This window comes from Mycobacterium sp. JS623 (assembly GCF_000328565.1).
Taxonomy (GTDB): Bacteria; Actinomycetota; Actinomycetes; order Mycobacteriales; family Mycobacteriaceae; genus Mycobacterium.
The window spans coordinates 5,847,008-5,869,876 of the sequence record NC_019966.1 but is presented as its reverse complement, the minus strand read 5'-3'; the positions used below and the strand labels follow the sequence as shown (position 1 = coordinate 5,869,876).

Annotated in this window: 22 protein-coding genes and 3 pseudogenes; 13 read left to right on the top strand and 12 right to left on the bottom strand. The window is 66.2% G+C overall.

What is annotated here, in order from left to right:
* Positions 1-50 precede the first annotated feature (50 nt).
* Positions 51-1,034, top strand: a complete 984-nt coding sequence (locus MYCSM_RS28485) for a GlxA family transcriptional regulator (RefSeq protein ID WP_015309644.1) — start codon at positions 51-53, stop codon at positions 1,032-1,034.
* Here MYCSM_RS28485 and MYCSM_RS28480 read toward each other — a convergent pair.
* The gene (locus tag MYCSM_RS28480; protein ID WP_015309643.1) at positions 1,024-2,391 is read right to left on the bottom strand and encodes an adenylate/guanylate cyclase domain-containing protein; all 1,368 of its coding nucleotides are present in this window, start codon (positions 2,389-2,391) and stop codon (positions 1,024-1,026) included. The two genes, MYCSM_RS28485 and MYCSM_RS28480, sit on opposite strands and share 11 nt — an antisense overlap.
* Positions 2,392-2,428: 37 nt before the next feature.
* Between MYCSM_RS28480 and MYCSM_RS28475 the strand changes: the two genes are divergently transcribed.
* On the top strand, positions 2,429-3,292 hold the full coding sequence (locus MYCSM_RS28475; RefSeq protein ID WP_157681417.1) for a hypothetical protein: 864 nt from the start codon (positions 2,429-2,431) through the stop codon (positions 3,290-3,292).
* Here MYCSM_RS28475 and MYCSM_RS28470 read toward each other — a convergent pair.
* The gene (locus MYCSM_RS28470) at positions 3,289-4,188 is read right to left on the bottom strand and encodes an A/G-specific adenine glycosylase (protein ID WP_085976585.1); all 900 of its coding nucleotides are present in this window, start codon (positions 4,186-4,188) and stop codon (positions 3,289-3,291) included. The genes MYCSM_RS28475 and MYCSM_RS28470 overlap by 4 nt on opposite strands.
* On the opposite strand from MYCSM_RS28470, the gene MYCSM_RS28465 reads away from it, so the two are divergent.
* Both MYCSM_RS28465 and MYCSM_RS28460 read left to right on the top strand, forming a co-directional pair.
* Entirely contained in the window at positions 4,187-4,807 is a 621-nt protein-coding gene (locus MYCSM_RS28465) for a carbonic anhydrase (RefSeq protein WP_041312799.1), read from the top strand. The genes MYCSM_RS28470 and MYCSM_RS28465 overlap by 2 nt on opposite strands.
* A 125-nt stretch (positions 4,808-4,932) precedes the next feature.
* A complete protein-coding gene (locus tag MYCSM_RS28460; protein WP_198344973.1) occupies positions 4,933-5,709 on the top strand; it encodes a hypothetical protein in 777 nt (258 codons plus the stop codon).
* Here the strand turns inward: MYCSM_RS28460 and MYCSM_RS28455 are convergent.
* Positions 5,706-6,278, bottom strand: coding sequence for a hypothetical protein (locus MYCSM_RS28455; protein ID WP_015309638.1), 573 nt, complete (start codon positions 6,276-6,278; stop codon positions 5,706-5,708). The genes MYCSM_RS28460 and MYCSM_RS28455 overlap by 4 nt on opposite strands.
* A 138-nt stretch (positions 6,279-6,416) precedes the next feature.
* On the opposite strand from MYCSM_RS28455, the gene MYCSM_RS28450 reads away from it, so the two are divergent.
* Positions 6,417-7,319, top strand: coding sequence for a hypothetical protein (locus MYCSM_RS28450; protein ID WP_015309637.1), 903 nt, complete (start codon positions 6,417-6,419; stop codon positions 7,317-7,319).
* 16 nt (positions 7,320-7,335) lie between these two features.
* Here the strand turns inward: MYCSM_RS28450 and MYCSM_RS28445 are convergent, their stop codons facing one another.
* The 4 genes from MYCSM_RS28445 to MYCSM_RS28430 form a co-directional block, all read right to left on the bottom strand.
* Positions 7,336-8,325 (bottom strand): YihY/virulence factor BrkB family protein, encoded by a 990-nt coding sequence (locus MYCSM_RS28445; protein ID WP_015309636.1) that lies wholly within the window; start codon positions 8,323-8,325, stop codon positions 7,336-7,338.
* A 115-nt stretch (positions 8,326-8,440) separates the two neighbouring features.
* Positions 8,441-9,559 carry a DNA integrity scanning diadenylate cyclase DisA gene (disA, locus tag MYCSM_RS28440; protein ID WP_015309635.1) on the bottom strand — a complete coding sequence of 373 codons (1,119 nt, stop codon included), beginning with the start codon at positions 9,557-9,559 and terminating at the stop codon, positions 8,441-8,443.
* 26 nt (positions 9,560-9,585) lie between these two features.
* A complete protein-coding gene (gene radA, locus MYCSM_RS28435) occupies positions 9,586-10,956 on the bottom strand; it encodes a DNA repair protein RadA (protein ID WP_015309634.1) in 1,371 nt (456 codons plus the stop codon).
* Positions 10,957-10,989: 33 nt separating this feature from the next.
* A complete protein-coding gene (locus MYCSM_RS28430) occupies positions 10,990-11,544 on the bottom strand; it encodes a hypothetical protein (protein WP_015309633.1) in 555 nt (184 codons plus the stop codon).
* Between the two features lie 295 nt (positions 11,545-11,839).
* On the opposite strand from MYCSM_RS28430, the gene carD reads away from it, so the two are divergent.
* The 4 genes and pseudogenes from carD to rlmB all read left to right on the top strand — a co-directional run.
* Positions 11,840-12,328 carry an RNA polymerase-binding transcription factor CarD gene (gene carD / locus MYCSM_RS28425; protein WP_015309632.1) on the top strand — a complete coding sequence of 163 codons (489 nt, stop codon included), beginning with the start codon at positions 11,840-11,842 and terminating at the stop codon, positions 12,326-12,328.
* A gap of 41 nt (positions 12,329-12,369) precedes the next feature.
* Complete coding sequence (gene ispF / locus MYCSM_RS28420) at positions 12,370-12,846, top strand: 2-C-methyl-D-erythritol 2,4-cyclodiphosphate synthase (RefSeq protein ID WP_015309631.1); 477 nt, start codon at positions 12,370-12,372, stop codon at positions 12,844-12,846.
* 46 nt (positions 12,847-12,892) lie between these two features.
* Positions 12,893-14,308, top strand: a complete 1,416-nt coding sequence (gene cysS, locus MYCSM_RS28415; protein WP_015309630.1) for a cysteine--tRNA ligase — start codon at positions 12,893-12,895, stop codon at positions 14,306-14,308.
* Positions 14,309-15,281, top strand: a pseudogene (gene rlmB, locus MYCSM_RS28410) (23S rRNA (guanosine(2251)-2'-O)-methyltransferase RlmB); the annotation flags it as partial.
* 44 nt (positions 15,282-15,325) lie between these two features.
* On the opposite strand, the pseudogene MYCSM_RS28405 reads toward rlmB, so the two are convergent.
* Positions 15,326-16,331, bottom strand: a pseudogene (locus MYCSM_RS28405) (purple acid phosphatase family protein).
* Positions 16,328-17,119: an SGNH/GDSL hydrolase family protein gene (locus MYCSM_RS28400; RefSeq protein ID WP_157681416.1), complete on the bottom strand. Its 792-nt coding sequence runs from the start codon at positions 17,117-17,119 to the stop codon at positions 16,328-16,330. The pseudogene MYCSM_RS28405 and the gene MYCSM_RS28400 overlap by 4 nt, the downstream one beginning before the upstream one ends.
* Positions 17,120-17,273: 154 nt before the next feature.
* Here MYCSM_RS28400 and MYCSM_RS35395 point away from each other — a divergent pair, with 154 nt between their 5' ends.
* Genes MYCSM_RS35395 through MYCSM_RS37390 form a run of 3 tightly spaced genes read left to right on the top strand, consistent with a single transcriptional unit; the run spans position 17,274 to position 18,669 of the window.
* The gene (locus MYCSM_RS35395; protein ID WP_051073831.1) at positions 17,274-17,663 is read left to right on the top strand and encodes a hypothetical protein; all 390 of its coding nucleotides are present in this window, start codon (positions 17,274-17,276) and stop codon (positions 17,661-17,663) included.
* Entirely contained in the window at positions 17,615-18,496 is an 882-nt protein-coding gene (locus MYCSM_RS35390; protein WP_335337501.1) for a CehA/McbA family metallohydrolase, read from the top strand. Before MYCSM_RS35395 ends, MYCSM_RS35390 begins: the two co-directional genes overlap by 49 nt.
* Before the next feature lie 17 nt (positions 18,497-18,513).
* On the top strand, positions 18,514-18,669 hold the full coding sequence (locus MYCSM_RS37390) for a hypothetical protein (protein WP_157681415.1): 156 nt from the start codon (positions 18,514-18,516) through the stop codon (positions 18,667-18,669).
* On the opposite strand, the gene MYCSM_RS28390 is transcribed toward MYCSM_RS37390, so the two are convergent.
* The 3 genes and pseudogenes from MYCSM_RS28390 to MYCSM_RS28380 all read right to left on the bottom strand — a co-directional run bounded on the left by MYCSM_RS28390 (position 18,666) and on the right by MYCSM_RS28380 (position 21,196).
* Positions 18,666-19,901 carry an SLC13 family permease gene (locus tag MYCSM_RS28390; protein ID WP_015309627.1) on the bottom strand — a complete coding sequence of 412 codons (1,236 nt, stop codon included), beginning with the start codon at positions 19,899-19,901 and terminating at the stop codon, positions 18,666-18,668. The two genes, MYCSM_RS37390 and MYCSM_RS28390, sit on opposite strands and share 4 nt — an antisense overlap.
* Positions 19,892-20,812, bottom strand: coding sequence for an MBL fold metallo-hydrolase (locus tag MYCSM_RS28385; RefSeq protein ID WP_015309626.1), 921 nt, complete (start codon positions 20,810-20,812; stop codon positions 19,892-19,894). The genes MYCSM_RS28390 and MYCSM_RS28385 overlap by 10 nt, the downstream gene beginning before the upstream one ends.
* 28 nt (positions 20,813-20,840) lie before the next feature.
* A pseudogene (locus MYCSM_RS28380) lies at positions 20,841-21,196 on the bottom strand (cupin domain-containing protein).
* Positions 21,197-21,448: 252 nt separating this feature from the next.
* Here MYCSM_RS28380 and MYCSM_RS28375 point away from each other — a divergent pair.
* On the top strand, positions 21,449-22,162 hold the full coding sequence (locus tag MYCSM_RS28375) for a thioesterase II family protein (protein WP_015309625.1): 714 nt from the start codon (positions 21,449-21,451) through the stop codon (positions 22,160-22,162).
* The last annotated feature ends 707 nt before the right edge of the window (positions 22,163-22,869 follow it).

Sequence of the window (22,869 nt, the reverse complement as noted above, 5' to 3'; positions counted from 1 at the left end):
AAGATCCCGCCAACAGTGGCAGGAAGGACACCTTGCGATAAAATGCTGCCATGGCATTAAAGAGCGTATCTGCGCTGGTGCTGGACGGTCTAGCGATTTTTGAGTTCGGCGTGATCTGTGAGGTCTTCGGTATCGACCGCTCGGCGGACGGTGTACCGAACTTCGATTTCAAGGTCTGCGGGCCGGAGCCGGGCAAGGCGCTCCGGACGTCCGTCGGCGCCGCTATCACCCCTGATCACGGTCTCGACGACCTCGTGGGCGCTGACCTGGTCGCGATCCCCGCGATCAGCAGTCAATACGGCGGATACCTGCCGGAAGCCCTCGAGGCGGTCCGGAAGGCCGCCGATTCCGGCTCGATCATCCTGACGGTGTGCTCGGGCGCCTTCCTCGCCGGTGCCGCGGGCCTGCTCGACGGCAGACCGTGCACCACGCACTGGATGCACGCCGACGAACTGGCCCAGATGTATCCGACCGCCAAGGTCGACCGCAACGTGCTGTTCGTCGACGACGGCAACTTGATCACCAGCGCGGGCACCGCGGCCGGCATCGACGCCTGCCTGCACCTGGTGCGGCGCGAGCTGGGCAGCGAGGTCACCAACACGATCGCGCGCAGGATGGTGGTGCCTCCGCAGCGCGACGGTGGGCAGCGTCAGTACATCGACCAACCCATCCCGGTGCGATGCTCAGAAGGCTTTGCGCCACACCTGGATTGGGTGCTGAGCAACCTCGACAAGCCGCTCACCGTCGCTACGCTGGCCCGCAGGGTGAACATGTCGGCGCGCACTTTTGCCCGTCGGTTCGTCGAGGAGACCGGTCGCACCCCAATGCAATGGGTCACCGATCAGCGGGTGCTGTATGCGCGTCGACTGCTCGAGGAGACCGACCTCGACATCGACAGGATCGCCGACCGATCCGGCTTCGGCACCGCGACGCTGCTGCGCCATCACTTCCGCAGGGTAATCGGCGTGACACCGTCGGATTACCGCCGCCGGTTCGCCTGCGGTGGCCCGTGCGAGGAGGCGGCTACCGCCTGACGGGCGCGTCCTGGCGGACGAGCGCGTGCACCCGCCAGCGCCCCGGCACCCCCTTGAGGTCGTAGTCGCCGCGGTCCTCGAATTTCCGCCTCGAACCGGTGACGATCTCGCGCACCGTCGATGACACGAGCACCTCGCTCGGTCCCGCCAGCGCCGAGACTCGGGCTCCGATATGCACCGCCATGCCCGCGATGTCGTCGCCGCGCACCTCGACTTCACCCGCGTGGATGCCCACGCGCACCTCGATCCCGAGCGGGCGCACGGCGTCGACGATCGAATCGGCACAGTCGAGCGCAAGGCTGGGGCTGGTGAAGATCGCGACGAATCCATCACCGACCGTGTTGACTTCGCGTCCGCGGAACCGCACGAGTTCATGGCGGATCACAGTGTCGTGATTGTCGAGGAGGGCGTGCCATCGGTCGTCGCCGAGCGCCGCGGCGCGTTCGGTTGACCCGACGATGTCGGTGAAAAGGATTGTGGTGAGTACACGTTCGGTGTCGGCACCGCCCCGCACGCCGGTGATGAATTCCTCGATCTCGTCGAGCATCGGTCCGCTGTCGCCAACCCAGTACAGCGAGTCGGCTCCCGGCAGCTCGACGTAGCGTGCGCCCGCGATGTGCTCGGCGAGATATCGACCGTGCCCTGCCGGGATGAAGATCGCGTCTTCGCGATGCACAATCAGCGTTGGCGCGGAGACGCGCGGTAGCTCGTCGCGGACATCGGCGGCTGCGACGAGCCTCGTCAGCGCACGAGCCATGCTCGGCGACGCCGCCCGGTTGCCTGCCAGATCCCACCACGTGCGAAACGCGTCGTCGTCGGCGACCGTCGGGGCGACAAATCTGAGCGTGTCGAAACCTTGCTCGACCGCATCCGGTTCGAGGGCGACGGTCATGAACGGGTTGGCCGCGCCGAGGTCCGCACCCACTGGGTAGTCGGGCGCGCGCACCAAACGCGGCGTGCCATTGATGATCAGAAGACTGCGTACCCGCTCCGGATAATCGGCGGCCAGCACTACCCCTGTCATGGCGGAGAAGCTCGGTGCCAGGACCGCTGCCTTCTCGCAGCCCACGGCATCCATCACGGCGATCGCATCCTCAGCCCAGAACTTGGGTCCGACTACGTCCATCGATGGCACTCGTGAGGAGAGGCCGATTCCGCGGTGATCGAACCGGATCACCCGGTTGAAGGAGGCAAGCCGCCGGTGAAAGCGGTAGAACGACGGATCGCCATCGATCGAATCGACCGGAATGAACGGCCCCGACAGCACGAGGAGGTCACTCGGGCCGTCCCCGACGACCTGGTAGGCGATGTCGATGTCCCCACAGCTCGCGTAGCGGGTACGCAGCACCTGCGCCACAGCCCCAGGCTAATGCCACTGATGACACAATCGAGCGGTGTCGCGCAATTGCGCTGTGGCTTATGCCCGTTCGGCCATAAACAGTGTCCGGGACGATCCGGCGGCCCGGTTGGCGTTGCTGCGCCGGCTGTATGAAGTGCCCCGTGGTGTGGACCGCGGCTATCTTCCGTATCGGCGGGCGGCGTCGGCGTTCATGGGTTGGCAACTGCGCCGTGGGCTGCTGAACCCGCCTGGCGACCCCCGCCCGGGCAGCCCGTGGTGGCGGACGGTGAACGAAGGTCTGCTGCGCGATACGGCCGAAGCCCGCGCGTTCGCATTCGGTTACACCGGTGAGGCCAGCGGGCCCGGCGTGACGGCGCACCTCGACTTCATCCGTTCGCCAACCGCGCGCAATTGGTATCGGGCCCACAACGTGAGCATCGTCGGTGGTTACTTGGCTCACGAGGAACTCGCGAAAGCGGAACGACGGGTCGAGCGGTTCTTCATCAACGTGGTTCTGGTTCGTGTGCTGTTCGCGCACGCCCTGGTGGCTGCGCCACGCCTGGCCCTGGGTTGGCTTGCGCCGCTTGGTCGTCGGGCAGGCGATCCGCGCGTCGGCATGACGGGCATCTTCATGTCGTTGTCACGAGTGCTCCCCGACAGCTATCCACTCGGTGATGACGTCGACACCTACATCAACGCCGAGCATGGCTTCGGTCGCTTGCTCGACGTCGGGGTCATCCAACCGCGGCTCCGCTTGCTCTACGACTGGTCTGCGACTGAGTTGTGCCTGCCCGGCCTTCGCGCGCTGTTGGATGGTGAAACCCCCACGTATGCATGGGATGTCGCGGATGTAGACACCTGGCGGTTCAAGCCATCGCTGCTGGCGAGGGCGGCCCGACGCTGGGTTCCTGTCGACTAGTCACCCTCGCCCGCCAGTGCGAACCGACCATCGGTGGTCTGCTCGACCAACCCGTCGACGAGCAACGAATCCAACGCCCGGTCGCGTTGCGCGGTATCGGCCAACCACGCCACGTCAAGTTCGGCGCGTGTCACCGGAGAGTCGTTGCCGCGCAACACATCCAGCAGCCGGCCTCGGACCTGACGATCCGTGCCCGCGTACTTCTGTACGCGGCGGGCCTCGGTGCCGGCCGGATAGCCGCGCGAACGCCATGCGCACGCGCTCAACGGGCAGACACCACACTTCGGTGAGCGAGCAGTGCACACCGTCGCACCCAGTTCCATCAGCGCCGCCGAAAACTGCGGTGCGCCGGCATTGTTCGGCAACAGCGCGGCGACGTCGTCGAGGTCGCGCGGTGACGAAGAGGCGGCCGCGTCGGCCCTTCCATGCACCGCCCGCGCGACCACCCGGCGCACATTCGTGTCGACGACCGGCACCCGCTGTTGATAAGCGAAACAAGCGACGGCGCGTGCGGTGTAGGCGCCGATCCCCGGCAGCGTCAACAGCGTCTCGACATCGGAGGGCACCCGACCGTCAAACTGCTCGGCAATCACCGTCGCGCATTCGTGGAGCCGCTTGGCCCGTCGCGGGTAACCGAGCTTGCCCCAGGCCCGCAGCACATCGGCCGCACTGGCCGTCGCGGTCGCCGAAGGCGTCGGCCAGCGATCCACCCAGGCCAGCCAGATCGGCTCGACTCGCGAAACCGGCGTCTGCTGCAGCATGAACTCGCTGACCAGGATCTGCCACGGGGTCACGCCTGGTCGACGCCACGGCAGCTCGCGCTGTGCGTGCGCGTACCAGCGTGATAACTCACGCGAATCGATCACAGCCTGATATTCCTGCACAATGTCGGCCATGCCCAACACGAATCCAGTGACCGCGTGGAAAGCACTCAAGGAGGGTAACGAGCGATTCGTCGCCGGCAAGCCCGAACACCCCAGCCAGAGCATCGACCACCGCGCCAGCCTCGCCGAGGGACAAAAGCCAACCGCGGTGGTGTTCGGCTGCGCCGACAGCCGAGTGGCCGCCGAGATCATCTTCGACCAGGGTCTCGGCGACATGTTCGTGGTGCGCACCGCCGGCCACGTCATCGATTCCGCGGTGCTTGGATCCGTGGAGTACGCGGTGACGGTGCTGAATGTGCCGCTGATCGTCGTGCTGGGCCATGACAGCTGCGGCGCGGTGAAGGCGACGTTGTCCGTGCTCGACGACGGCGAGGTGCCTGACGGGTATGTGCGCGACATCGTGGAACGCATCACGCCCACCGTCTTGCAGGGCCGCCACGCCGGCTTGACGCGGGTCGATGAGTTCGAAACACGGCACGTCAACGACACCGTCAGCCAACTGCGGATTCGGTCGGCAGCCATCGCCGAACGGCTCGCGGCGGGGACAGTGGCGATCGTCGGCCTCACCTACCACTTGGCCGACGGCAAGGTGGTGCTGCGCGATCATCTGGGCGACATCGGCGAAGCCTGAACCCGCGGATTTCTGCTCTTCGCGCAAGCGCTCATCGCGGATTTCTGCTCTTCGCGCAAGCGCTCATCGCCGACACGCCGAGTCACCTCGGACGAGGCAGCATGACCTGCCCTTACCGTGAAGTTGTGCTGGATCTAGAACCGCATGGCCCGCTACCGACGCAGATTTACTGGCGCCGCAGGGCACTCGCGCTGGGCATAGCGGTCCTCGTCGTCGGCGTCGTCGCCGCGGTCGTGGTGATGATCGTGATGAACAGCACGACCAGCCCAAGCAAGCCCGCCGAGAAGCCGACGCCCGCTCAGGCGGCCGCGCCGACCCCGCTTCCCGGGGAGAATCCCGAGGTCAAGACCCCGGTGATGCCGCCGGCCCAACAGGCCCCGCCACCGACACCAACACCGACGGCTGCCGTAGTGCCGCCGCCGGTGCTCAAGGAAGGCGACGACTGCCCCGACTCCACGCTCGCAGTCAAGGGCATCACCAACCAGCCGCAGTACGTCGTGGGCGATCAGCCGAAGTTCACCATGGTCGTCACGAACATCGGACTTGTCGCGTGCCGGCGCGACGTTGGTGCCGCGGTGCTGGCCGCCTACGTCTATTCGCTGGACAACCAGCGGCTGTGGTCGAACCTCGACTGTGCGCCGTCAAACGAGACGCTGGTCAAGACGTTCCAACCCGGTGAGCAGGTGACGACCGAGGTGACCTGGACGGGGATGGGCTCAGCTCCGCAGTGCCCCTTGCCGCGTCAGCCGATCGGGCCTGGCACGTACAACCTCGTCGTGCAGCTGGGCAACCTGCGGTCGGCGACCGTGCCGTTCATGCTCGCGCCTGCTGCGGCCGCGCCCCCACCGGGCGAGCAGATGCCGCAAAACCAGCCGGCTCCGGCACCGCCGCAGGGTGGCTAGCCAGCGTTTTCGACGAGTTCTTCGTTCCAGCCGTTGACGTGTGACTCCTCGGGCTCGTCAGCCGTGGTCTCAGGCGCCGGCACGTGCGGTCGCAGGTGCTCGGTTCCGGGCACACCGCCGAGAGCGGCGATCGCCTCGGTGATCCTCTCCGCTTCCTCTTCGGTGGGAGTTGCCCCGGCCTCAAGCTCGTCGAGCAGACCGGTGCGAAGTCCCGCCCCGTTTTCGACTTCGGTGGCAGAGAGCTTGGCGTGGATGCGGGTGGCATACATCTGAAGGCCAAGGCGCGATCCCGGCGCCGCCGCGGCGTGCTCGACCAGAGACTCGTAGCGCCGCCGCACATTGCTCAGCGCGACGATGACCGCGGATGAGGGCCTGGGTGTACTTGCCGCATCGGTCAGCGCCGCCCGCAACTTTCGCAGGCCCTCCAAGACCACCTCGGCGCGTTTGTGGAATTTCCTGTCCTCTTGGAAGGGCAACGCGTCGATGGCTGCCGTGTACATGTGCATCGCCGCCTCGGAGAGGTCGACGATGATCGCCGAATCACCTTCCTGTGAAACGGGTAGTGCCATGGGCCCTCAATTCTCTAGCGGGTCAATCCGATAGCAGTGAGTACGGGTTGACCCTAGCGGTCCCGGGCAGACGGCTCGACCGGTGCGGCCCTAGTCTGAACGGGCATGGCCGCAGGCTCGCGTGAACGGAGGTCGCCAATGACCGGTCTGGTGCAATCCGGTAGGGCCACCGAAGATTCGGCGCTTCAAGGGGTGGACGCACTCGCGGCCCTGACGCCACCTCCTCCCGCGCCGGTTAGCCCTGAACCCCGTCGGCAGGGTTGGCACACCATCGGTTGGTTTGCTTGCGGCGCCGCGAGCTTTCTCGCGATCGCGTGGTTCATCTTCTTCAGCCGCGGCGAACTCGGGGCCAAGGCGGAGTGGTTCTTCGGTGCGGCCGTATTCTGTGTCGCGCTTGTGACCATGTGGCAGACGCTCACCGTTCAGCGCCAGGCCAATCAGCACGCCGCGGCGGCGGCCGAACGACTGCGCATCGAACTGGTAGCCGCCGAGGAGCGGACAGCACGCGAGATCGCGATGACGCAGGCGTTGCACAGGGTCGAGATGGAAGCCCGCGAAAAGGTGTTCCGCGCGGAGGTGGAGGCGCAGCGGGAGCTGGCCCGTGTCGAGCGCATGCATCTGCTCAATCAGCTTCAGAAGCAGGCGATGGTCGAGGTGTCGCGAGCCGTCAACGGGCACACCCAGATGCTCGCCACGCTGTGGAACGAGGGCGCCCGCATCCTGCGCATCGAGGACCGCGACGAGCGCGAGCAGGCGATGAACCCGATCTTCGAGCAGATCAGTCGGGTGGTGAACGACTTTTCCGTCGAGGTCAGCAACGCCAACGTCCTCATCGAAGATGACCGCCTGCATCGTTCGCTGAACCAAGTGAACGAGGCCGCGGTGATGGCGATCCGGGTCGCAGAGGACGTCCACGACGCCGTGGTCGACGGCCGCACGCCGAAGGCGGATTCGATCAGGACCGTGCAGCGGATCATGCAGACCAGGGCCGCCGAAGCTCGCCGCCTCGCGTGGGAGTTGCTCCGAAACGGCCTCGAGTAGAGGTTCGATGATCCCGTCAGTGCTCGATGGGCGGTGACGATCCAGGCTTGTTCTCCGGCTCGTCGAATGTGACTCGGACGTGCTGAAATCCCTTGGCCCGCTCTGCTTTTGCCCGACCGGTGTACGTCCGGCGGTCCGCGCGGGTGAGCTCGACGTTGTCGGTGAACGGGGTCAGCAGCGACCTCGGATAGAGCCGTTTCGCGCGAACCACGTTGACTTGCGCGCACAGCACCAGGCTGATCGAGACCAGATACAGAAACGCCAGCAGACCGAGTACCAGCGCGAAGATGCTGTTGGTGGCGCTGGCGGTCTTCACGGTGTGGGAGACGTAGCCGGCTCCGAACCACTGCAACAGTTGCCAGATGACAGCAGCGATGAGTGCACCGGGCAAGACGTCGCCCCACGTCAGCTCGTGGGCGGTGGTCACCTTGAACAGCACCACGCAGACCGCCGCGTTGATCGCCACGGCCGCCAGCACAAGCCCCGCCTTGCTGAGGATCCCGAACGAGTCGGTGACATGCCCGATCGACGAGATCACCGTGGACGCGATCGCCGCGGAGCCCAGCACGATGAGCATCACCAGACTACGCAGACGCGATCGCAGCGGATCTGGTCGGATGTTGCGCGGCACGGCCCACACGGAGTCCATCGCGTTCTGGATCGCCTGCCCGATTCCCAAACCGCCGTATAAGGCAACGGCAATGCCGACGGCGACCCCGCCCGGCCCACCGCTGAGCCTGCGGGGTTCGCTGAGCTGATCGCCGATCACCGGGAATTGGCGCAGCGTGGACGTCAGCACCTGTTGTTGCAAGTCGGGATGTCCGGCAAGTACGACGCCCAACGTCGTGGTCAGCAGCAAGAGCAGGGGAAACAGCGACAGGAACGCGTAGTAGGTGATCAGCGCTGCCAGGTAGCTGCCTTGATCGTCGACGTACTTGTAGATCACCGCGATGACGAATCCCGCCGCGCGGCTTCGTCGCTGCAGCCGATCAAGCCAGCGCACCATCACGATCACCCCGTTGCCCTACATCCGCGTGGGTGATACCCCGGTGCGGGGACACTGAATCGGCGCTCGACGACCCCGAACATCTCATCGAGCTGGAAGCGACGGCGGTCTTGGACTAAGCCAGCCGATCGGCGATCGTCGACTCGGCAAGCTGCGACAGGCCTTCCCGGATGTGGCGTGCCCACATCGAACCAATGCCTTCCACCGATTGCAGGTCGTCAGACGTTGCGGCCAGCAGTCCTTGTAGCGAGCCAAATGACCGCACCAGCAGGTCGACGTGAGCGAACTGCAATCGCGGGATGCCCGCCATCGCGCGGTAGCCGCGCGAGCTCATCGCGGAGTCCTGCGCTTCTGCCGTCGACGGATAGCCGAAAACCCTTGCCAGCGTGGTGAAGTCGAGAAGTTCGTTGTCCGAAAGCGAGTCGAGCTCCTCGAGCGTGGCACTGACTTGAGCGGCGGTCGGGGGATCGGGGTTGGCGTGGTAGTCGCGCACGATCAGCTCGCGGGCGGTGTCGTTGTCGCCGACGAGTTCCTCCAGCTGCAGCTTGAGCTGACGTCCGTCGGTGCCTAATTCGACCACGTCCGAGTCGATTTCGAGGCTGATGCGGCGCACCATCTCCAGGCGCTGCACGACGGTCATCACGTCGCGCAGGGTCACGAAGTCTTCGATCTCGGCGGTGGACAGCTGACGGCTGACTTCGTCGAGCCGGGTCTTGTAGCGCTCCAGCGTGTCGATGGTCTGGTTGGCGCGCGACAAGATGGCCGCCGAATCCGGGATCACGTGACGCTCGCCTGCGACGTACACCGTGACGATGCTCATCGAGTGGCTGACCGAGATGACCGGATAGCCGGTCTGGATTGCGGTGCGCTCGGCCGACCGGTGCCGGGTACCGGACTCCTCGGTGGGGATCGACGGGTCGGGCACCAGCTGCACGTTGGCCCGGACGATGCGGCCGCCGTCGGTGGACAAGATGACAGCGCCGTCCATCTTGGACAGCTCGCGCAGTCGGGTCGGCGCGTAGCGGACGTCGAGCTCGAAGCCGCCGTCGCAGATGCCCTCGACGCTGTCGTCGTAGCCGATCACGATCAGCGCGCCGGTGCGCCCGCGAAGGATGCGCTCGAGCCCGTCGCGCAGCGCGGTCCCTGGCGCCAGCCGCGCGATGGTCTCCCGCAGGGTGGGCCGCGCCAGCTGCACCACGGTGCGGCTCGACCTGCCGCTCGCCTTGACGGCCATCGCGCCTCCCTAGGAATGGGCCGGCGTCAAGTCTGACTGATCTCCCTGAGCACCCGCAACGCCGTCTGAATGTTGTCGGCGGGCAGGGCCCGCAATCCCGTAGGCACCGACGTGACGCCGGCGGGCACGATGGCGCAGCCGAAGCCCAGCCTGGCCGCCTCCGAGAGCCTGCGTTCCATGCCGCTGACCCGGCGCAAATCGCCTGCCAGCCCGACCTCTCCGATCGCCACGGCGTTGGCGGGCATCGCAAGGTCGGTATAGGCGGACGCGATCGCAAGTGCCACCGCCAGATCCGAGGACGGGTCGGTCAGCCGCATGCCGCCGACCGTCGACAGATAGATGTCGTTGGTACCGACGGGCAGCCGGGCGCGCTTCTCCAGCACCGCGGTGATCATCGCTGCGCGCGAGGAATCGATGCCGCTGACCGCCCGGCGCGGCGAACCGCTGGCAGGCGAGCCGATCAGTGCCTGCACTTCGCCGATCAGCGGTCGTTTGCCGTCGAGCGTGACCGTCACCGCGGTGCCCGACACTGGCTTGGGCCGCTGGTCCAGGAACAGGCCCGACGGGTCGGCGACGCACTCAATTCCGTTGTCGTGCAACAGGAAACAGCCGACCTCGTCGGCGGCGCCGAAGCGGTTCTTCACGCCGCGCACCATTCGCAGGGCCGACGTGCGGTCGCCCTCGAAGTGCAGCACCACGTCGACGAGATGCTCAAGGGAGCGCGGCCCGGCGATCGCGCCGTCCTTGGTGACGTGGCCGACGAGAAGCATTGCCACGCCGGATGTCTTGGCGGTCATGGTCAGTGCCGTCGTGACCGCCCGCACCTGGGTGACTCCGCCGGTGACGCCGTCGGCCTCCGTGGTGGACATGGTCTGCACCGAGTCGACGACCACCAGGCTGGGCTGCACCTGGTCGATGTGGCCGAGCGCCATCTGCAGATCCGATTCGGCGGCCAGGTAGACCTCGTCGTGGGTGCAGCGCGTACGTTCGGCGCGCAGCCGGATCTGGCCCGCGGACTCCTCGCCGGAGAGGTACAGCGCGCGCCTGCCTGCCTGTGCCCAGCGGTGGGCGACCTCGAGCAGCAGTGTCGACTTGCCGACGCCCGGGTCACCCGCGAGCAGAGTCACCGAGCCGGGGACCAGACCGCCGCCGAGCACACGGTCCAATTCACTGACGCCAGTGTGGAAGTGGCGGGTGTTGCCCGGGTCGATCGAGCTGATCGGCACCGCGGGAGAGGTCGGCGCGACCGCGCGACGGGCTGCCGAGCCGTTGACCGCGGCCAGCACCGCGACTTCATCGACGGTGCCCCAGGTGCCGCAATCAGGACACCGGCCAACCCATTTCGGGGTGACGTGGTGGCATTCCGAGCAGCGGTACTGCGAACGCGCTTTAGCCACGCCGTGACCGTAACCGGTCGGACCGACAGATCCTTAGTGGTGACCGCCCGTGTCGCCGGCTTCCGCGGCGGCCTCGCGCCGTGGCTGTTCACCGGCCGAGATCGGCACCTGAACAGAGGTCTCGCCCGCCTTCTCGAAGGTGAACGTGAGCTTGTAGGTCAGGCCGTTGGTGATCGGCTTCGACAGCGCGACCTTCGCCGTGACGGCCTCGGCCTTCTCGGCAGCCTCCAGTGGCGCGATCTGACCGTCGGGCTCGCCGACGACGAGAACGCCGTTGGCGGGTACGGAGGTGTCGCCGGACAGGCTGACCGTGCCGATGTCGGTGCTCACCGAGAGCAGTTTGTCGTTGACGTCCGGTGAGTTGTTGGCAGCAACGAACAACAGCTCTGCGTCGCTGCCCGGTTCGACGTAGTCGGTCCTCTGCGCGGCGCGCAGGTGGATGTTGCGCAGCGCGATCGGCCCCACGGTGGCGAGCGTGCCGTTGACGGCAGGCTCCTGCGTCGCGGTCTGGGACACCTGACCGGCGCCGCAACCGGAAAGGGCGACGGCGGCGGCGACCCCGCACGCGGCCAGTATGAAGCGGTTCACGCGCAACCTCCTGCTGGGCCGACTACGCGACCGTGGCGCGGCCGCTCTCGATTCGACTATGCACAGTAGTAGGTGGCGGTTGGTGGCGGTAGCTGAGGGCGCGGGGGCGCGCGGCAGCTACCTCGAAGGGGTCGCCGAGCCGCAAGAAATGGCTCGCCATGCAGCCCTGCTCTTGCACGGTTTCGTCACCCTGTCAACCCCTGCTCTTCACCTTCGGTGCCCCTGACCTGCATAGTTGATCGGCACCTGTCTGAGCCCCGTGTTAGCATTGAAGGGTGAAAGGGGCTCGTATCTGATGATTTTTAAGGTCGGAGACACCGTTGTCTATCCACACCACGGTGCTGCGTTGATCGAGGCGATCGAAACCCGAACCATCAAAGGCGAACAAAAGGAATACCTCGTCTTGAAGGTTGCCCAGGGAGACCTCACCGTTCGAGTGCCCGCAGAGAATGCAGAGTATGTCGGGGTGCGGGACGTTGTCGGGCAGGAGGGCCTCGACAAGGTTTTCCAGGTGCTTCGCGCCCCGCACACCGAAGAGCCGACGAACTGGTCGCGCCGGTACAAGGCCAACCTCGAGAAGCTGGCGTCCGGCGACGTGAACAAGGTCGCCGAGGTTGTTCGTGACCTGTGGCGCCGTGACCAGGAGCGTGGCCTGTCTGCCGGCGAGAAGCGGATGCTGGCCAAGGCGCGTCAGATCCTGGTCGGCGAGCTCGCGCTTGCCGAGAACACGGATGACGCCAAGGCGGCAATCATCCTCGACGAGGTCCTGGCCGCCGCCTCCTGAAGGCCCGTGACGGGGGCGATGAGCCGCTTGCGCGAAGAGCCGTGATCCTGCCAAGGGTCGGCCTCGGCACCGACGTACACCCAATCGAAGCCGGTCGGCCGTGCTGGCTGTTGTGCCTGTTGTTCGAAGAGGCTGACGGCTGTGCAGGCCATTCCGACGGCGACGTCGCGTCGCACGCGTTATGTGATGCGATGTTGTCCGCCGCGGGCCTCGGTGACCTCGGCGAAGTGTTCGGCACCGGCCGCCCGCAATGGCGCGACGCCAGCGGTGCGGACATGCTGCGGCACGTGCGGGAGCTGCTGACTGCGGAGGGCTATCGCGTCGGCAACGCCGCCGTCCAGGTGATCGGCAATCGGCCCAAGATCGGCCCGCGACGCACCGAGGCGCAAAAAATTCTTTCCGAATTACTGGACGCCCCGGTTTCGGTGTCCGCGACGACCACCGACGGCCTCGGACTGACCGGCCGCGGCGAAGGTTTGGCGGCCATCGCGACGGCACTGGTAATTCGCGCCGAATAGTGCCGGTAAGCTGGCCCGTCGTGAGCGGAGCGATCGGCAAGTCGGGGTGACCGACGGCTTGCGGCTTTACGACACCATGGCGGGTGCCGTGCGCGATTTTGTGCCGCTGCGGCCCGGCCATGCCTCGATTTATCTGTGCGGCGCCACCGTGCAGGGGTTGCCGCACATCGGCCATGTCCGTAGCGGCGTCGCGTTCGACGTGTTGCGACGCTGGCTGATGGCCAAGGGCTACGACGTCGCGTTCATCCGCAACGTCACCGACATCGACGACAAGATCCTCAACAAGGCCGCCGACGCAGGCAGGCCGTGGTGGGAGTGGGCGGCGACCTACGAGCGGGCGTTTTCTGCCGCCTACGACGCGCTTGGCGTGCTGGCGCCGTCGGCTGAGCCCCGCGCCACCGGCCACATCACCCAGATGGTCGAGCTGATCGAGCGGCTGATTGAACGCGGCCACGCTTACGCAGGTTCCGGGGATGGTGCTGGCGACGTCTACTTCGACGTGTTGAGCCTGCCGGACTACGGCAAACTGTCCGGCCACAGGATCGACGACGTGCACCAGGGCGAGGGCGTCGCCAAGGGCAAACGAGACGAGCGCGACTTCACGCTGTGGAAGGGCGCCAAGCCCGGTGAGCCCTCGTGGCCGACGCCGTGGGGACCGGGCAGGCCCGGCTGGCACACCGAATGCGTGGCGATGTGTGAGGCGTACCTCGGCCCCGAGTTCGACATCCACGCCGGCGGCATGGATTTGGTGTTCCCGCACCACGAGAACGAGATCGCCCAGGCCGAGGCAGCTGGCGACCCGTTCGCCCGGTTCTGGCTGCACAACGGCTGGGTCACCATGGGCGGGGAGAAGATGAGTAAGTCGCTGGGCAATGTGCTCGCGATTCCCGCTGTGCTGCAACGAGTTCGGGCCGCCGAGCTGCGCTACTACCTTGGTAGTGCGCACTACCGCTCGATGCTCGAGTTCTCCGAGAATGCGTTGCAGGATGCGGCCAAGGCCTACACCGGAATCGAGGACTTTCTGCACCGCGTGCGCAATCGGGTCGGCGCGGTGGTGCCGGGGGAGTGGACGCCGAAGTTCGCCGCGGCGCTCGACGATGACCTGTCGGTGCCGATCGCATTGGCCGAGGTGCATGCGGCCCGCGCCGAGGGAAACCGGGCTTTGGATGCTGGCGACCACGACACAGCATTGGCGCAGGCGATGTCGATCCGCGCGATGATGGGCATCCTTGGCGCCGACCCGCTCGACGAGCGGTGGGAATCCCACGACGAGACGTCCGCCGCTCTGGCCGCCGTCGATGTCCTTGTGCAGGCCGAGGTCCAGCGACGCGAGAACGCCAGGGCGCGGCGTGATTGGGCGGAGGCCGACGCGATCCGCGATCGGCTCAAGGAAGCGGGCATCGAGGTCACCGACACCGCTGACGGCCCGCAGTGGTCGCTACTCGACGGGTACACGAAGTAGATGGCTGGCAATTCTCGTCGGCGGGGCGCGGTGCGCAAAGCCGGTACCAAGAAGGGGCCGACGGTCGGCTCCGGCGGTGTGCGCCGCCGCGGGCTCGAGGGCCGTGGTGCGACGCCACCCGCGCACCAGCGGCCCAACCACCCGGCCGCCAAGCGCGCGGCCAAGGCGCAGCGACAGCAGCAGAGGCCGGGCCGTAAGACCGACGACACCGAGATCGTGCTGGGCCGCAATCCCGTGCTCGAGTGTCTGCGGGCCGCGGTGCCCGCCACCGCGCTGTACGTCGTACTCGGCGCGGAGGCCGACGAGCGGCTCACCGAGTCGGTGAAACTGGCTGCGGATTCCGGCATCTCGATTCTGGAAGTGCCGCGACACGACCTGGATCGCATCGCCGCCAACGGCCTGCATCAGGGCATCGCGCTGCAGGTGCCGCCATACCAGTACGCACATCCCGACGATCTGCTGGCCCAGGCGACCACGGACGGTGCGCCCGCGCTGATGGTGGCGCTGGACAACATCTCCGACCCTCGCAACCTCGGCGCGATCGTGCGCTCAGTTGCCGCGTTCGGCGGCCATGGGGTGGTGATCCCGCAGCGCCGGTCGGCGTCTGTCACCGCGGTGGCGTGGCGCACCAGTGCGGGTGCAGCTGCCCGCCTTCCGGTGGCCAGGGCGACGAATCTCACTCGGACACTGAAGAATTGGGCCGACGCCGGGTTGCAGGTCGTTGGTCTCGACGCGGACGGCGACACCACCATCGACGAGCTCGACTGCACTGGCCCCATGGTCGTGGTGGTCGGATCCGAGGGCAAGGGACTGTCGCGGCTGGTGCGTGAGAACTGTGACGCGGTGGTGTCCATCCCGATGGCGGGGCCGACGGAATCGCTCAATGCTTCGGTAGCCGCGGGCGTCGTGCTGGCCGAAATCGCCCGCCAGCGCCGTCACCTCTGACCGCGAGCAGACAGAGAATCGCATTACCACAGCAGGTTTCATGCGATTCTGCGCCTGCTCAGCGGTAGAACCTCAGCCGCGTCGCGGACGCTTCAACGTGAACTTGTCGACCGGCGTCGCCGCTCCGAAGGGTCCGTTGACCGCGTAGTACATGGCGGCCATGGTCGTGTTGCCGCCGGGTTGCCCCGGGTCGACGTCGAAAGCGACGAAGCCGCAAGGATTGTCGCGGCCTCGGAACACCGACCAGGGCGCGGCCTCCTGGATGTATCGCGGTGTCCGGCGTCCGGCACCCCGAAGTAGGCATGATAGGCGCCGTAGCCGATTGGGCCGTTGCCCAACTCGTTCTCGTGGTTACCCGCCGCGGGCATCCACGGCCGGTAGCGGGCAGACCTGGAATTGTTCTCGAACCAGTCAGACCACGTCCTGACTCGGTCATGGGACAGGTTGGCGTAGCACAGGTCGCCGTTGACGAGATGGAACAACGGCGCCACGCGTTCGGCAGCCGACGTGATGTCGCCCGCCGAAGGCGACCCGAGGTTATCGCTGCCGTATGCCTTGGCGACCATAGCGTCCAGCGTCGGGGTGGATTGGTCGCCGAAGCTGGTGAAGCGCACCGGTGCGCGACCACGCGGTGCCGTCCGCAGGGTACCTAGTTCGGGTCTCACGCCGTCGTGTATCGCGGCGTAGACATAGTCGGTGTCTGGTGTGAGGCCCGTGAGCCTGGCATGGTGCACGCGAACGTCGGTGCCTGATGCCGCGTCGCGGTAGGTCACCGTGCCCGCGGCGACGATCGTGCCGAGGCCGTCGTCGGGTGTGCCGATCACAACGCGGGGACTGTTGACCGGCTCGACCGTGTGCCATGACACCACCGCTTCGGACGCGGCATCGTCGCCGAACTGAAGGTGTAGGCCACCTACCCGGGAGCATCGCTGCGATCGGCGCGCTGCCACAGCGTCGGTCGGGTCCGATCGTTGGTGAGGAAACGTGTGACAGCCGCCCCTGCGCCCGCGCCGAGGAGCGCCGACGTGCCGCCGACGATCAGGGTCCTGCGGTTCACATCTACCAGCCGGGTCGTCATACGATCTTGGTCAACGTCGGATACTTCGGCTCGACACCGTCTCCTGGGGTCGCACGGCGTATGCGCTTGGCCACCCACGGCGCCGCGAACGCGAACGTCCACTGCAGATTGGCCCAGAAGTTTCGTACGGGCGGCGCATCGTTGAGCAGCGCGGCCGAACGCGTGGTGAGGCCGTGTGGAACAGTAAGCGTGTCAAGGACTTTCGCGGCCATTCGCTCGTGGCCAAGCGGCGAGAGATGAATGCGGTCGCAAGCCCACAGCCGCGGATCGCGAAACTCCGTGAACCGCCAGAAGTCCACCAGCTGCAGACTGAGGTCTTCGGCGATGCCGCGCAACAACTCGTTGTACACCGCGGCCCGGCCGCGCAGTCGCCGAAATAGCGGCACCGTGCCGAGATCGCCTGCGGTGAACGCCAATACATGGGCGCCGGTTTGCTGCAAGGTCTTCAATGCGTCGGCGTATCGGGCCATCATCGCGTCGATGTCGTTGCGTACCAACAGCAGATCGTTCATGCCGGCGTAGACGATGACGAGGTCGGGTTCGAGCATGACGGCGGTCTGCAGCTGATCGGCGAGGATCTCGTCCATCCTGCGACCGCGCACCGCGAGGTTGGCGTAGCGAAGTTCAGGGTTGGTCTGGGCCAGCGCGGCGGCGACGTGATCCGCCCATCCGCGCAATCCGTTGGGGCTACCGGGCTGTGGGTCGCCGACACCCTCGGTGAACGAGTCGCCGAGCGCCACGAATCTGCTGAACACTGCCGACGGCGGCGGCGATCCAGTCCTGGCCACGAGACCAATCTTGCCGATGCTACGGCGGATTTCGCGCCCGCAGCGCCGGGTATCGGCGAACTGACGTCAGCCGTCCTACCGCTGTTCGCGTCGGTGTAACCGTCGCGTAGGGCTACGCCGTCGATGATGTCGCTGAACCGCACGAGGAGACGTCATGACGGCCCTGAAGTCGGACCGCCGCGTCGAGCTCTCAGTCCGTGGCAGATTCAAGTTCGGCATCGACCAATGGGCGTATGTGCCGTTCGACGTGCCTGCGGGAACGCAGCGGATCGACGTCAGCACGTCGCATGACCAGTTCTCGCTGCTCGGCATCGGCCGCAACGTATTGGACCTGGGCATCTTCGGCCCGGCAGGGCATGAGCTCGGCAATTCCGAGGGCTTCCGGGGCTGGTCGGGCGGCGCCCGCGCCGGGTTCATGCTCTCCGCGATCAATGCCACGCCCGGCTACCCGCAGGGCCAATCGAGCCGGGCAGGTGGGCGCTGGCGCTCGGGCCCGTGGTGCTCAACCCACTGGGCATCGACTGGCAGGCCGATATCACGCTGACGCGGGGAGTGCAGCCGTCGTTGCGGCGGACTCGGGGCGTTCACGCGGCTGCCAGACGGGAGAGTCGACCAGGCTGGTACCGTGGCGACTTACACACGCACACAGTGCATTCCGACGGTCGACGGCGAATCGCCCAAATGGCTGCGGCTGCGAAGTCGGCCGAACTGGACTTCATCGTCTCGACCGATCACAACACGAGTTCGGCCAATCGTGACTGGGCGGCAACGGAATACGGGGAGCTGCAGGTCATCGCCGGTGAGGAAGTCACCACCCGGCGCGGAGACTGGCTCACGGTCGGGTTGCCGCCAGGCGGCTGGATCGACTGGCGGTACGCACCGCGCGACGGTGTGTTCGCCGACCACGCCGCGCAGGTGCGCGCCGACGGCGGCCTCGTGGGGGCCGCAAATCCATCGGTGCCGTTGCCGGGCTGCGCCTGGGAATTCGGCTATGGCGATGTCGATGCGATGGAAGTCTGGAACGGGCTGTGGAACGTCGACGATGAATTGTCGCTGCGCATCTGGCAACAGTTGCTGCGCCAGGGCAGGCGAATTTCCGCGGTGGGCGGTAGCGACTCGCGCACCTGCGCCCAGCCGGTCGGCCGGCCCCAGACAGTTGTGTACGCGCGGGGGTTGGCCATGCCTCACGTTGTCGATGGCCTGCGTCGCGGTCGTTGCTATGTCACCGAGTCGAGTGCGGTGTCGTTGCAGCTCAGTGCATCTCGGGGCGGCGGTGCCGCGACGCCAGGTCCGGGTGAAACGCTGACCGTGCCGCGCGGTTTCGCGGCGAAGGTGACCGCCAGCGTCAGCGGCGCCCCCGATGCACCGTCGCCCTGATCACCGACGGTGGTTGCGTGGCCCGCACGAAGACCGAGGCATCCGGTGATGGACACCTGACATGGACCTGCATCGGCGGCCAGGCCAAGTTCGCCCGAGTCGAGGTCCGTCGCCGCGCGCGGTTTCCGTCGATGGTGGCACTATTCAGTCCGGTTTGGTTGCAACCGCACTAGACGCCGAACAGCCGAATGCCCGCCCACAGGCCAAGCACGCTGGCAACGACAGTGGCCGGCGTGGTGAGCAACCCGATGCGGCTGAACTCCACGAAGCCGGCGGGCATGTCGCGGCGCACCACGCTGCGCCACAGCAGATTCGCCAGCGACCCGACGTAGGTCAGGTTCGGCCCGACGTTGACGCCGATGAGCACCGCGAGCACCGCTGCGGGACCGGATACCAGCGGCAGCAGTACCAGCACCGCGGGCAGGTTGTTGACGACATTGGACAGCACCGCCGCGACGGCGGCTATGCCGAGCAGCGCGGGCAGAGTGTCGCCGGCAGGCAGCACGTGACGCATGGCTCCGTCGAGGCCATTGAGCATGACTGCGGCCACGACCACGCCAAGGCAGAGCACGAACGCCAGAAACGGCACGTCCGCGGCGGCCACGATCTTCGCGGCGGTGGTCTCGCGGCGGGCCAGCGCGCGCCCGCCAAGAACAACCGCACCCGCCAGCGCGGCCCATGCAGGCGACCAGCCGAACATCGAGGTGACGGCGAAACCCGCAAGCGTGAACCCCAACACTACGAGCACGAACATCGGCAACTGCACGTCCTCGTTGGCGGCGTCGTGCGCGGGCTCGACTGACAGCTCGCGTGCGAAAAACCAACGCAGCAACACGAATTCGACACCGACAGCGGCGAACCACGGCAATGTCATGACCGCGGTGAAGTGGACGAACGACAGCCCGGCCGCGCCGAAGGCCAACAGGTTTGTCAGGTTGGACACCGGCAGCAGCAGCGATGCGCTGTTGGCCAGATGCGCTGTCGCGTACGCATGCGTCCGTGCAGGCACCCGCAACGTACGGGCGGTAGCGAGCACCACCGGAGTCAGTAGTACGACGGTCGCATCCAGGCTAAGTATCGCTGTGGTGGCAGCGGCGATCACGAAAACCGTTGCAAACAACCGTCGTTGGTCGCCTGAGTTCGACCGCGCCATGGCCGCCCCTGCTGCGCGGAACAGTCCTTCGTCGTCACACAGTCGCGCCAACACCAGCACCGCGGCCAGAAAGCCGACGACGGGTAGCAGCCGGCCCACCTCCGCGGCGGCGTCGTGCCAGGAGATCACGCCGAACGCGATCAGCAGACCGGCCGCGGGCACCGCGGCGACGGCCTCGGGCCAGCCACGCGGACGGACCATCGCGAATCCGAGCACCACGGCCAGCGCCACCAGCGCCAGCGTCAACTCCACGGGTCGCAGCGCTGCCAGAGCGTGGGTAGGTGCAGCGGAACGCCGTCCTCCTCGGCCAACCGGGACAACACCCGAATCGACACGTCGAGATCGTCACCGGCGTATGGCAGCGCCCGCAGCGGCTTGTGCAGCGGGCGGAAAAAGTCGTCCCAGTGTATGAGCACCACTCGGCGGGCGCCGACGGTGCGCACGGTCTCCGTCCAGTAATCAGTCAAGTATTGCTCAGGTTGCAGTCCGAGTTGGCCCACCCCCAGATACACGACCTCGGCCCGCTTGCCGTCAAGCGCGTGAGCGACGAAGCCCGCGCTGCCGACGATCAGCAGTCGACGGTCCGACGGTCGGTGATGCACCAGGGTCGACCACGCCTCACCGCATTTGTAGGCAGAGACCTTGACCGGCGGGACGACCGGTTCACGAATGATCCCGGGGAAGCGGTCGGGCGGGCAGTGATGGCCCTCGATCAGCGTGATGTCGTATGCGCCAAGAGATATCGGCTGGCCCGGTGTGGCGGCGGTGAGTCGGTCGTCGGGCAGGCCCGCCCCTCGCCCCACTTGTATCGCTGACGTCCCGCCCACCACTTGCGCGCCGGTTCGTTCGGCGACCATCGCCGAGTCCATCGCGTGGTCGAAGTGCGTATGCACCGGCAGCACCGCTTCCAACCGGTGGACGCCGAGGCGAGCCAGGCAGCCGTCGATCCGCGGGGCCGACGGTGACAGTCGCCGAAACCCGACCTCGAGCAGGCCGGGACGTGAGAAGAAGCCGTCCGTCATCACCGCGGAGGCGCCGTCGTCGATCAGCAGCGTGGTGACACCGGCCCATGTCACCGTGACCACAGATTGATCGGTCGCCGTCGGGGCGTCGAAATAGTGTGAGTAACGGCTGAGGTCGGGCCGGCCAAGTTTGGCGCGCATCCCGACAGACTACGAGTCGGCTACGCCTCTAACCTTCGGGGTAGAACAGGAACAACACGCAACCATGAGTCGACTGCGGGATGTGCCATGAGCCCGCCGGTGCGTGCAGAAAAGTCCCCGCCGGGTAGTCGTTGACGCCGTCATTGAACACGCCGGACACCAGGTAGACCTCCTCGGGGCCGGGCTGTGGTGATCTTCTTTACCCCAGATGGCGCCCTGTGCGATCTCGGCGAGGACGGCCTTGGCCCCGTTGTCGCCTTTCCACAGGAGTCTGACGGCAACGCCGGGATAGGGGTGCGTGGGCTTGACATCGTCGGTGCACACCCAGGTGTAGCCGGAAGCCTTCGGCCCGAACTGTGACGTGTCGCCTTTCGAGTTGCTCACATTGGTGCGAAACTCGATCTGCGCGACGTCTATTTCACTGTCGCTCTCCGTCATGGATGTCGCGACGTCGGCCGGCGGGTCAAGGGATGGCTGGCTGGCCAGCAGCGCTACGACCGATCCGCATCCAGCCGGAATCGGTTGGCCTGTGCCTTATTTCGGGTGCCGAAATGGGTGAATCGTGGTACCAACGAGGTGCTGGCGCGCTCGATCGTGGATCCGGCTCGTCGGCGCCGCTATGTCTGGGGGTGCCGGATGGCCGGAAGTAGGCCGAAGCTCTACATCTTTCCGCATGCCGGTGGATCGGCGCAGTACTACGTCCCGTTCGCGAATGCGTTCTCCAAGGACGTCCAACGCACAGCGGTGCAGTATCCAGGACAGCGTGGGTCGCACGATGTTGCATCCTTGACCAGCATCGAGAATCTTGCCAGCCAGGTGTGCCAGATGCTTTCGGCGGCGCATCGTTCAGACGACACCGTCGCGTTCTTTGGCCATAGCATGGGCGCCCTGTTGGCCTTCGAGGTCGCGCGCCGATTCGAAGCGGCGGGGACACCGATTTCCGCACTGTTCGTGTCGGCGTGTGCTGCACCTGGACGCAGCGGCTATGAGTACATTCCGGAGTCTGATCGCGGCCTGCTCGATGTGGTGAACGAGATGACCGGTGCGAATCGCGAGTTCCTCGAGAACGAGGAATTCGCCGCGAAAATCTTGCCCACACTGCGAGGTTTCCGGGCCATCGTCAACTATCAGTGCCCGCCGGAGTCGAGGCTGTCATGTCCGATCTTTGCGTATCTGGGCGACAACGATGTCGTCGCCACCTACGACAAGGTTGTGCTATGGGCAGATCGCACGACGGCAGAGTTCAGCGCGCGGGTATTTACCGGACATCACTTCTACCTCGAAGATCATGTGTCAGAGCTCGTCGCCGACATCGAAGCGAAGGTCATGTCGCGGCGCGCTGACCGATAGCTGAACGCGTTCGAGGGTCAATTCGGACCCATTCGGAATAGCTTGCCCCGCTCAGCGGGCAAATGTGCCACCCGGTGTGGCACGGCGCTGCTGCCTCAGATACCGAATGTCAGACGTAGTGGATCGGCGAGCGAGCCTTGCGCCAGGCACCGGTGACGACAACGCGAACCTGTGGCCCCAACTACTCCAGCATCCGAGAACGCCGATTCAGTTCGATGCGTTTAACCCTGATCCTCAGCTATCTGGTGATCTGTCCGGGTGCGGCTGCCGCGCCGGAATCACGGATGCCATTGTAAAAACCCCAATAAGTGTCCGCGCAACGAATTTAGCGTGGCGGCAATAAGCAATAACATCGGGAATTCACGTTGCTATGATAGCAGGAATAAACGCTCACGTTAATAACAAAACTCGGAATATGCGATTGCGACTCGATCTGCATATGGCCGGCGTTTAAAGAGCGGCGCCGGACTACCAGGTGACAATCCACAACTCGCGGAGGTGCCCTCTCGGGTGTCAATCTACGTCGGCGTGCCAATTTAGCAAAGATTGGCCCCGTCCCAGGCTTGGGACGAATGACGTGAAAATGACAGGGGGCCATTGGGCGTACAGCGGCCCCGTCAATAATTGGGACGGGCGGCGGAGGGAAGGCCGGTCTCTGTGGACGAGCTCCCGGACGGGGTCTGGAACAACCAAGAAACAGTCGATGA

What these genes read in the sequence shown, in the direction of transcription:
- MYCSM_RS28445 (WP_015309636.1), bottom strand. Translation starts at nt 8,325, where the DNA reads ATGGTGCGCTGGCTTGATCGGCTGCAGCGACGAAGCCGCGCGGCGGGA.
- MYCSM_RS28485 (WP_015309644.1), top strand. Translation starts at nt 51, where the DNA reads ATGGCATTAAAGAGCGTATCTGCGCTGGTGCTGGACGGTCTAGCGATT.
- MYCSM_RS28470 (WP_085976585.1), bottom strand. Translation starts at nt 4,188, where the DNA reads ATGGCCGACATTGTGCAGGAATATCAGGCTGTGATCGATTCGCGTGAG.
- disA (WP_015309635.1), bottom strand. Translation starts at nt 9,559, where the DNA reads ATGGCCGTCAAGGCGAGCGGCAGGTCGAGCCGCACCGTGGTGCAGCTG.
- MYCSM_RS28455 (WP_015309638.1), bottom strand. Translation starts at nt 6,278, where the DNA reads ATGGCACTACCCGTTTCACAGGAAGGTGATTCGGCGATCATCGTCGAC.
- MYCSM_RS28385 (WP_015309626.1), bottom strand. Translation starts at nt 20,812, where the DNA reads ATGCGCGCCAAACTTGGCCGGCCCGACCTCAGCCGTTACTCACACTAT.
- carD (WP_015309632.1), top strand. Translation starts at nt 11,840, where the DNA reads ATGATTTTTAAGGTCGGAGACACCGTTGTCTATCCACACCACGGTGCT.
- MYCSM_RS28375 (WP_015309625.1), top strand. Translation starts at nt 21,449, where the DNA reads ATGGCCGGAAGTAGGCCGAAGCTCTACATCTTTCCGCATGCCGGTGGA.
- MYCSM_RS28450 (WP_015309637.1), top strand. Translation starts at nt 6,417, where the DNA reads ATGACCGGTCTGGTGCAATCCGGTAGGGCCACCGAAGATTCGGCGCTT.
- MYCSM_RS35395 (WP_051073831.1), top strand. Translation starts at nt 17,274, where the DNA reads ATGACGGCCCTGAAGTCGGACCGCCGCGTCGAGCTCTCAGTCCGTGGC.
- MYCSM_RS28465 (WP_041312799.1), top strand. Translation starts at nt 4,187, where the DNA reads ATGCCCAACACGAATCCAGTGACCGCGTGGAAAGCACTCAAGGAGGGT.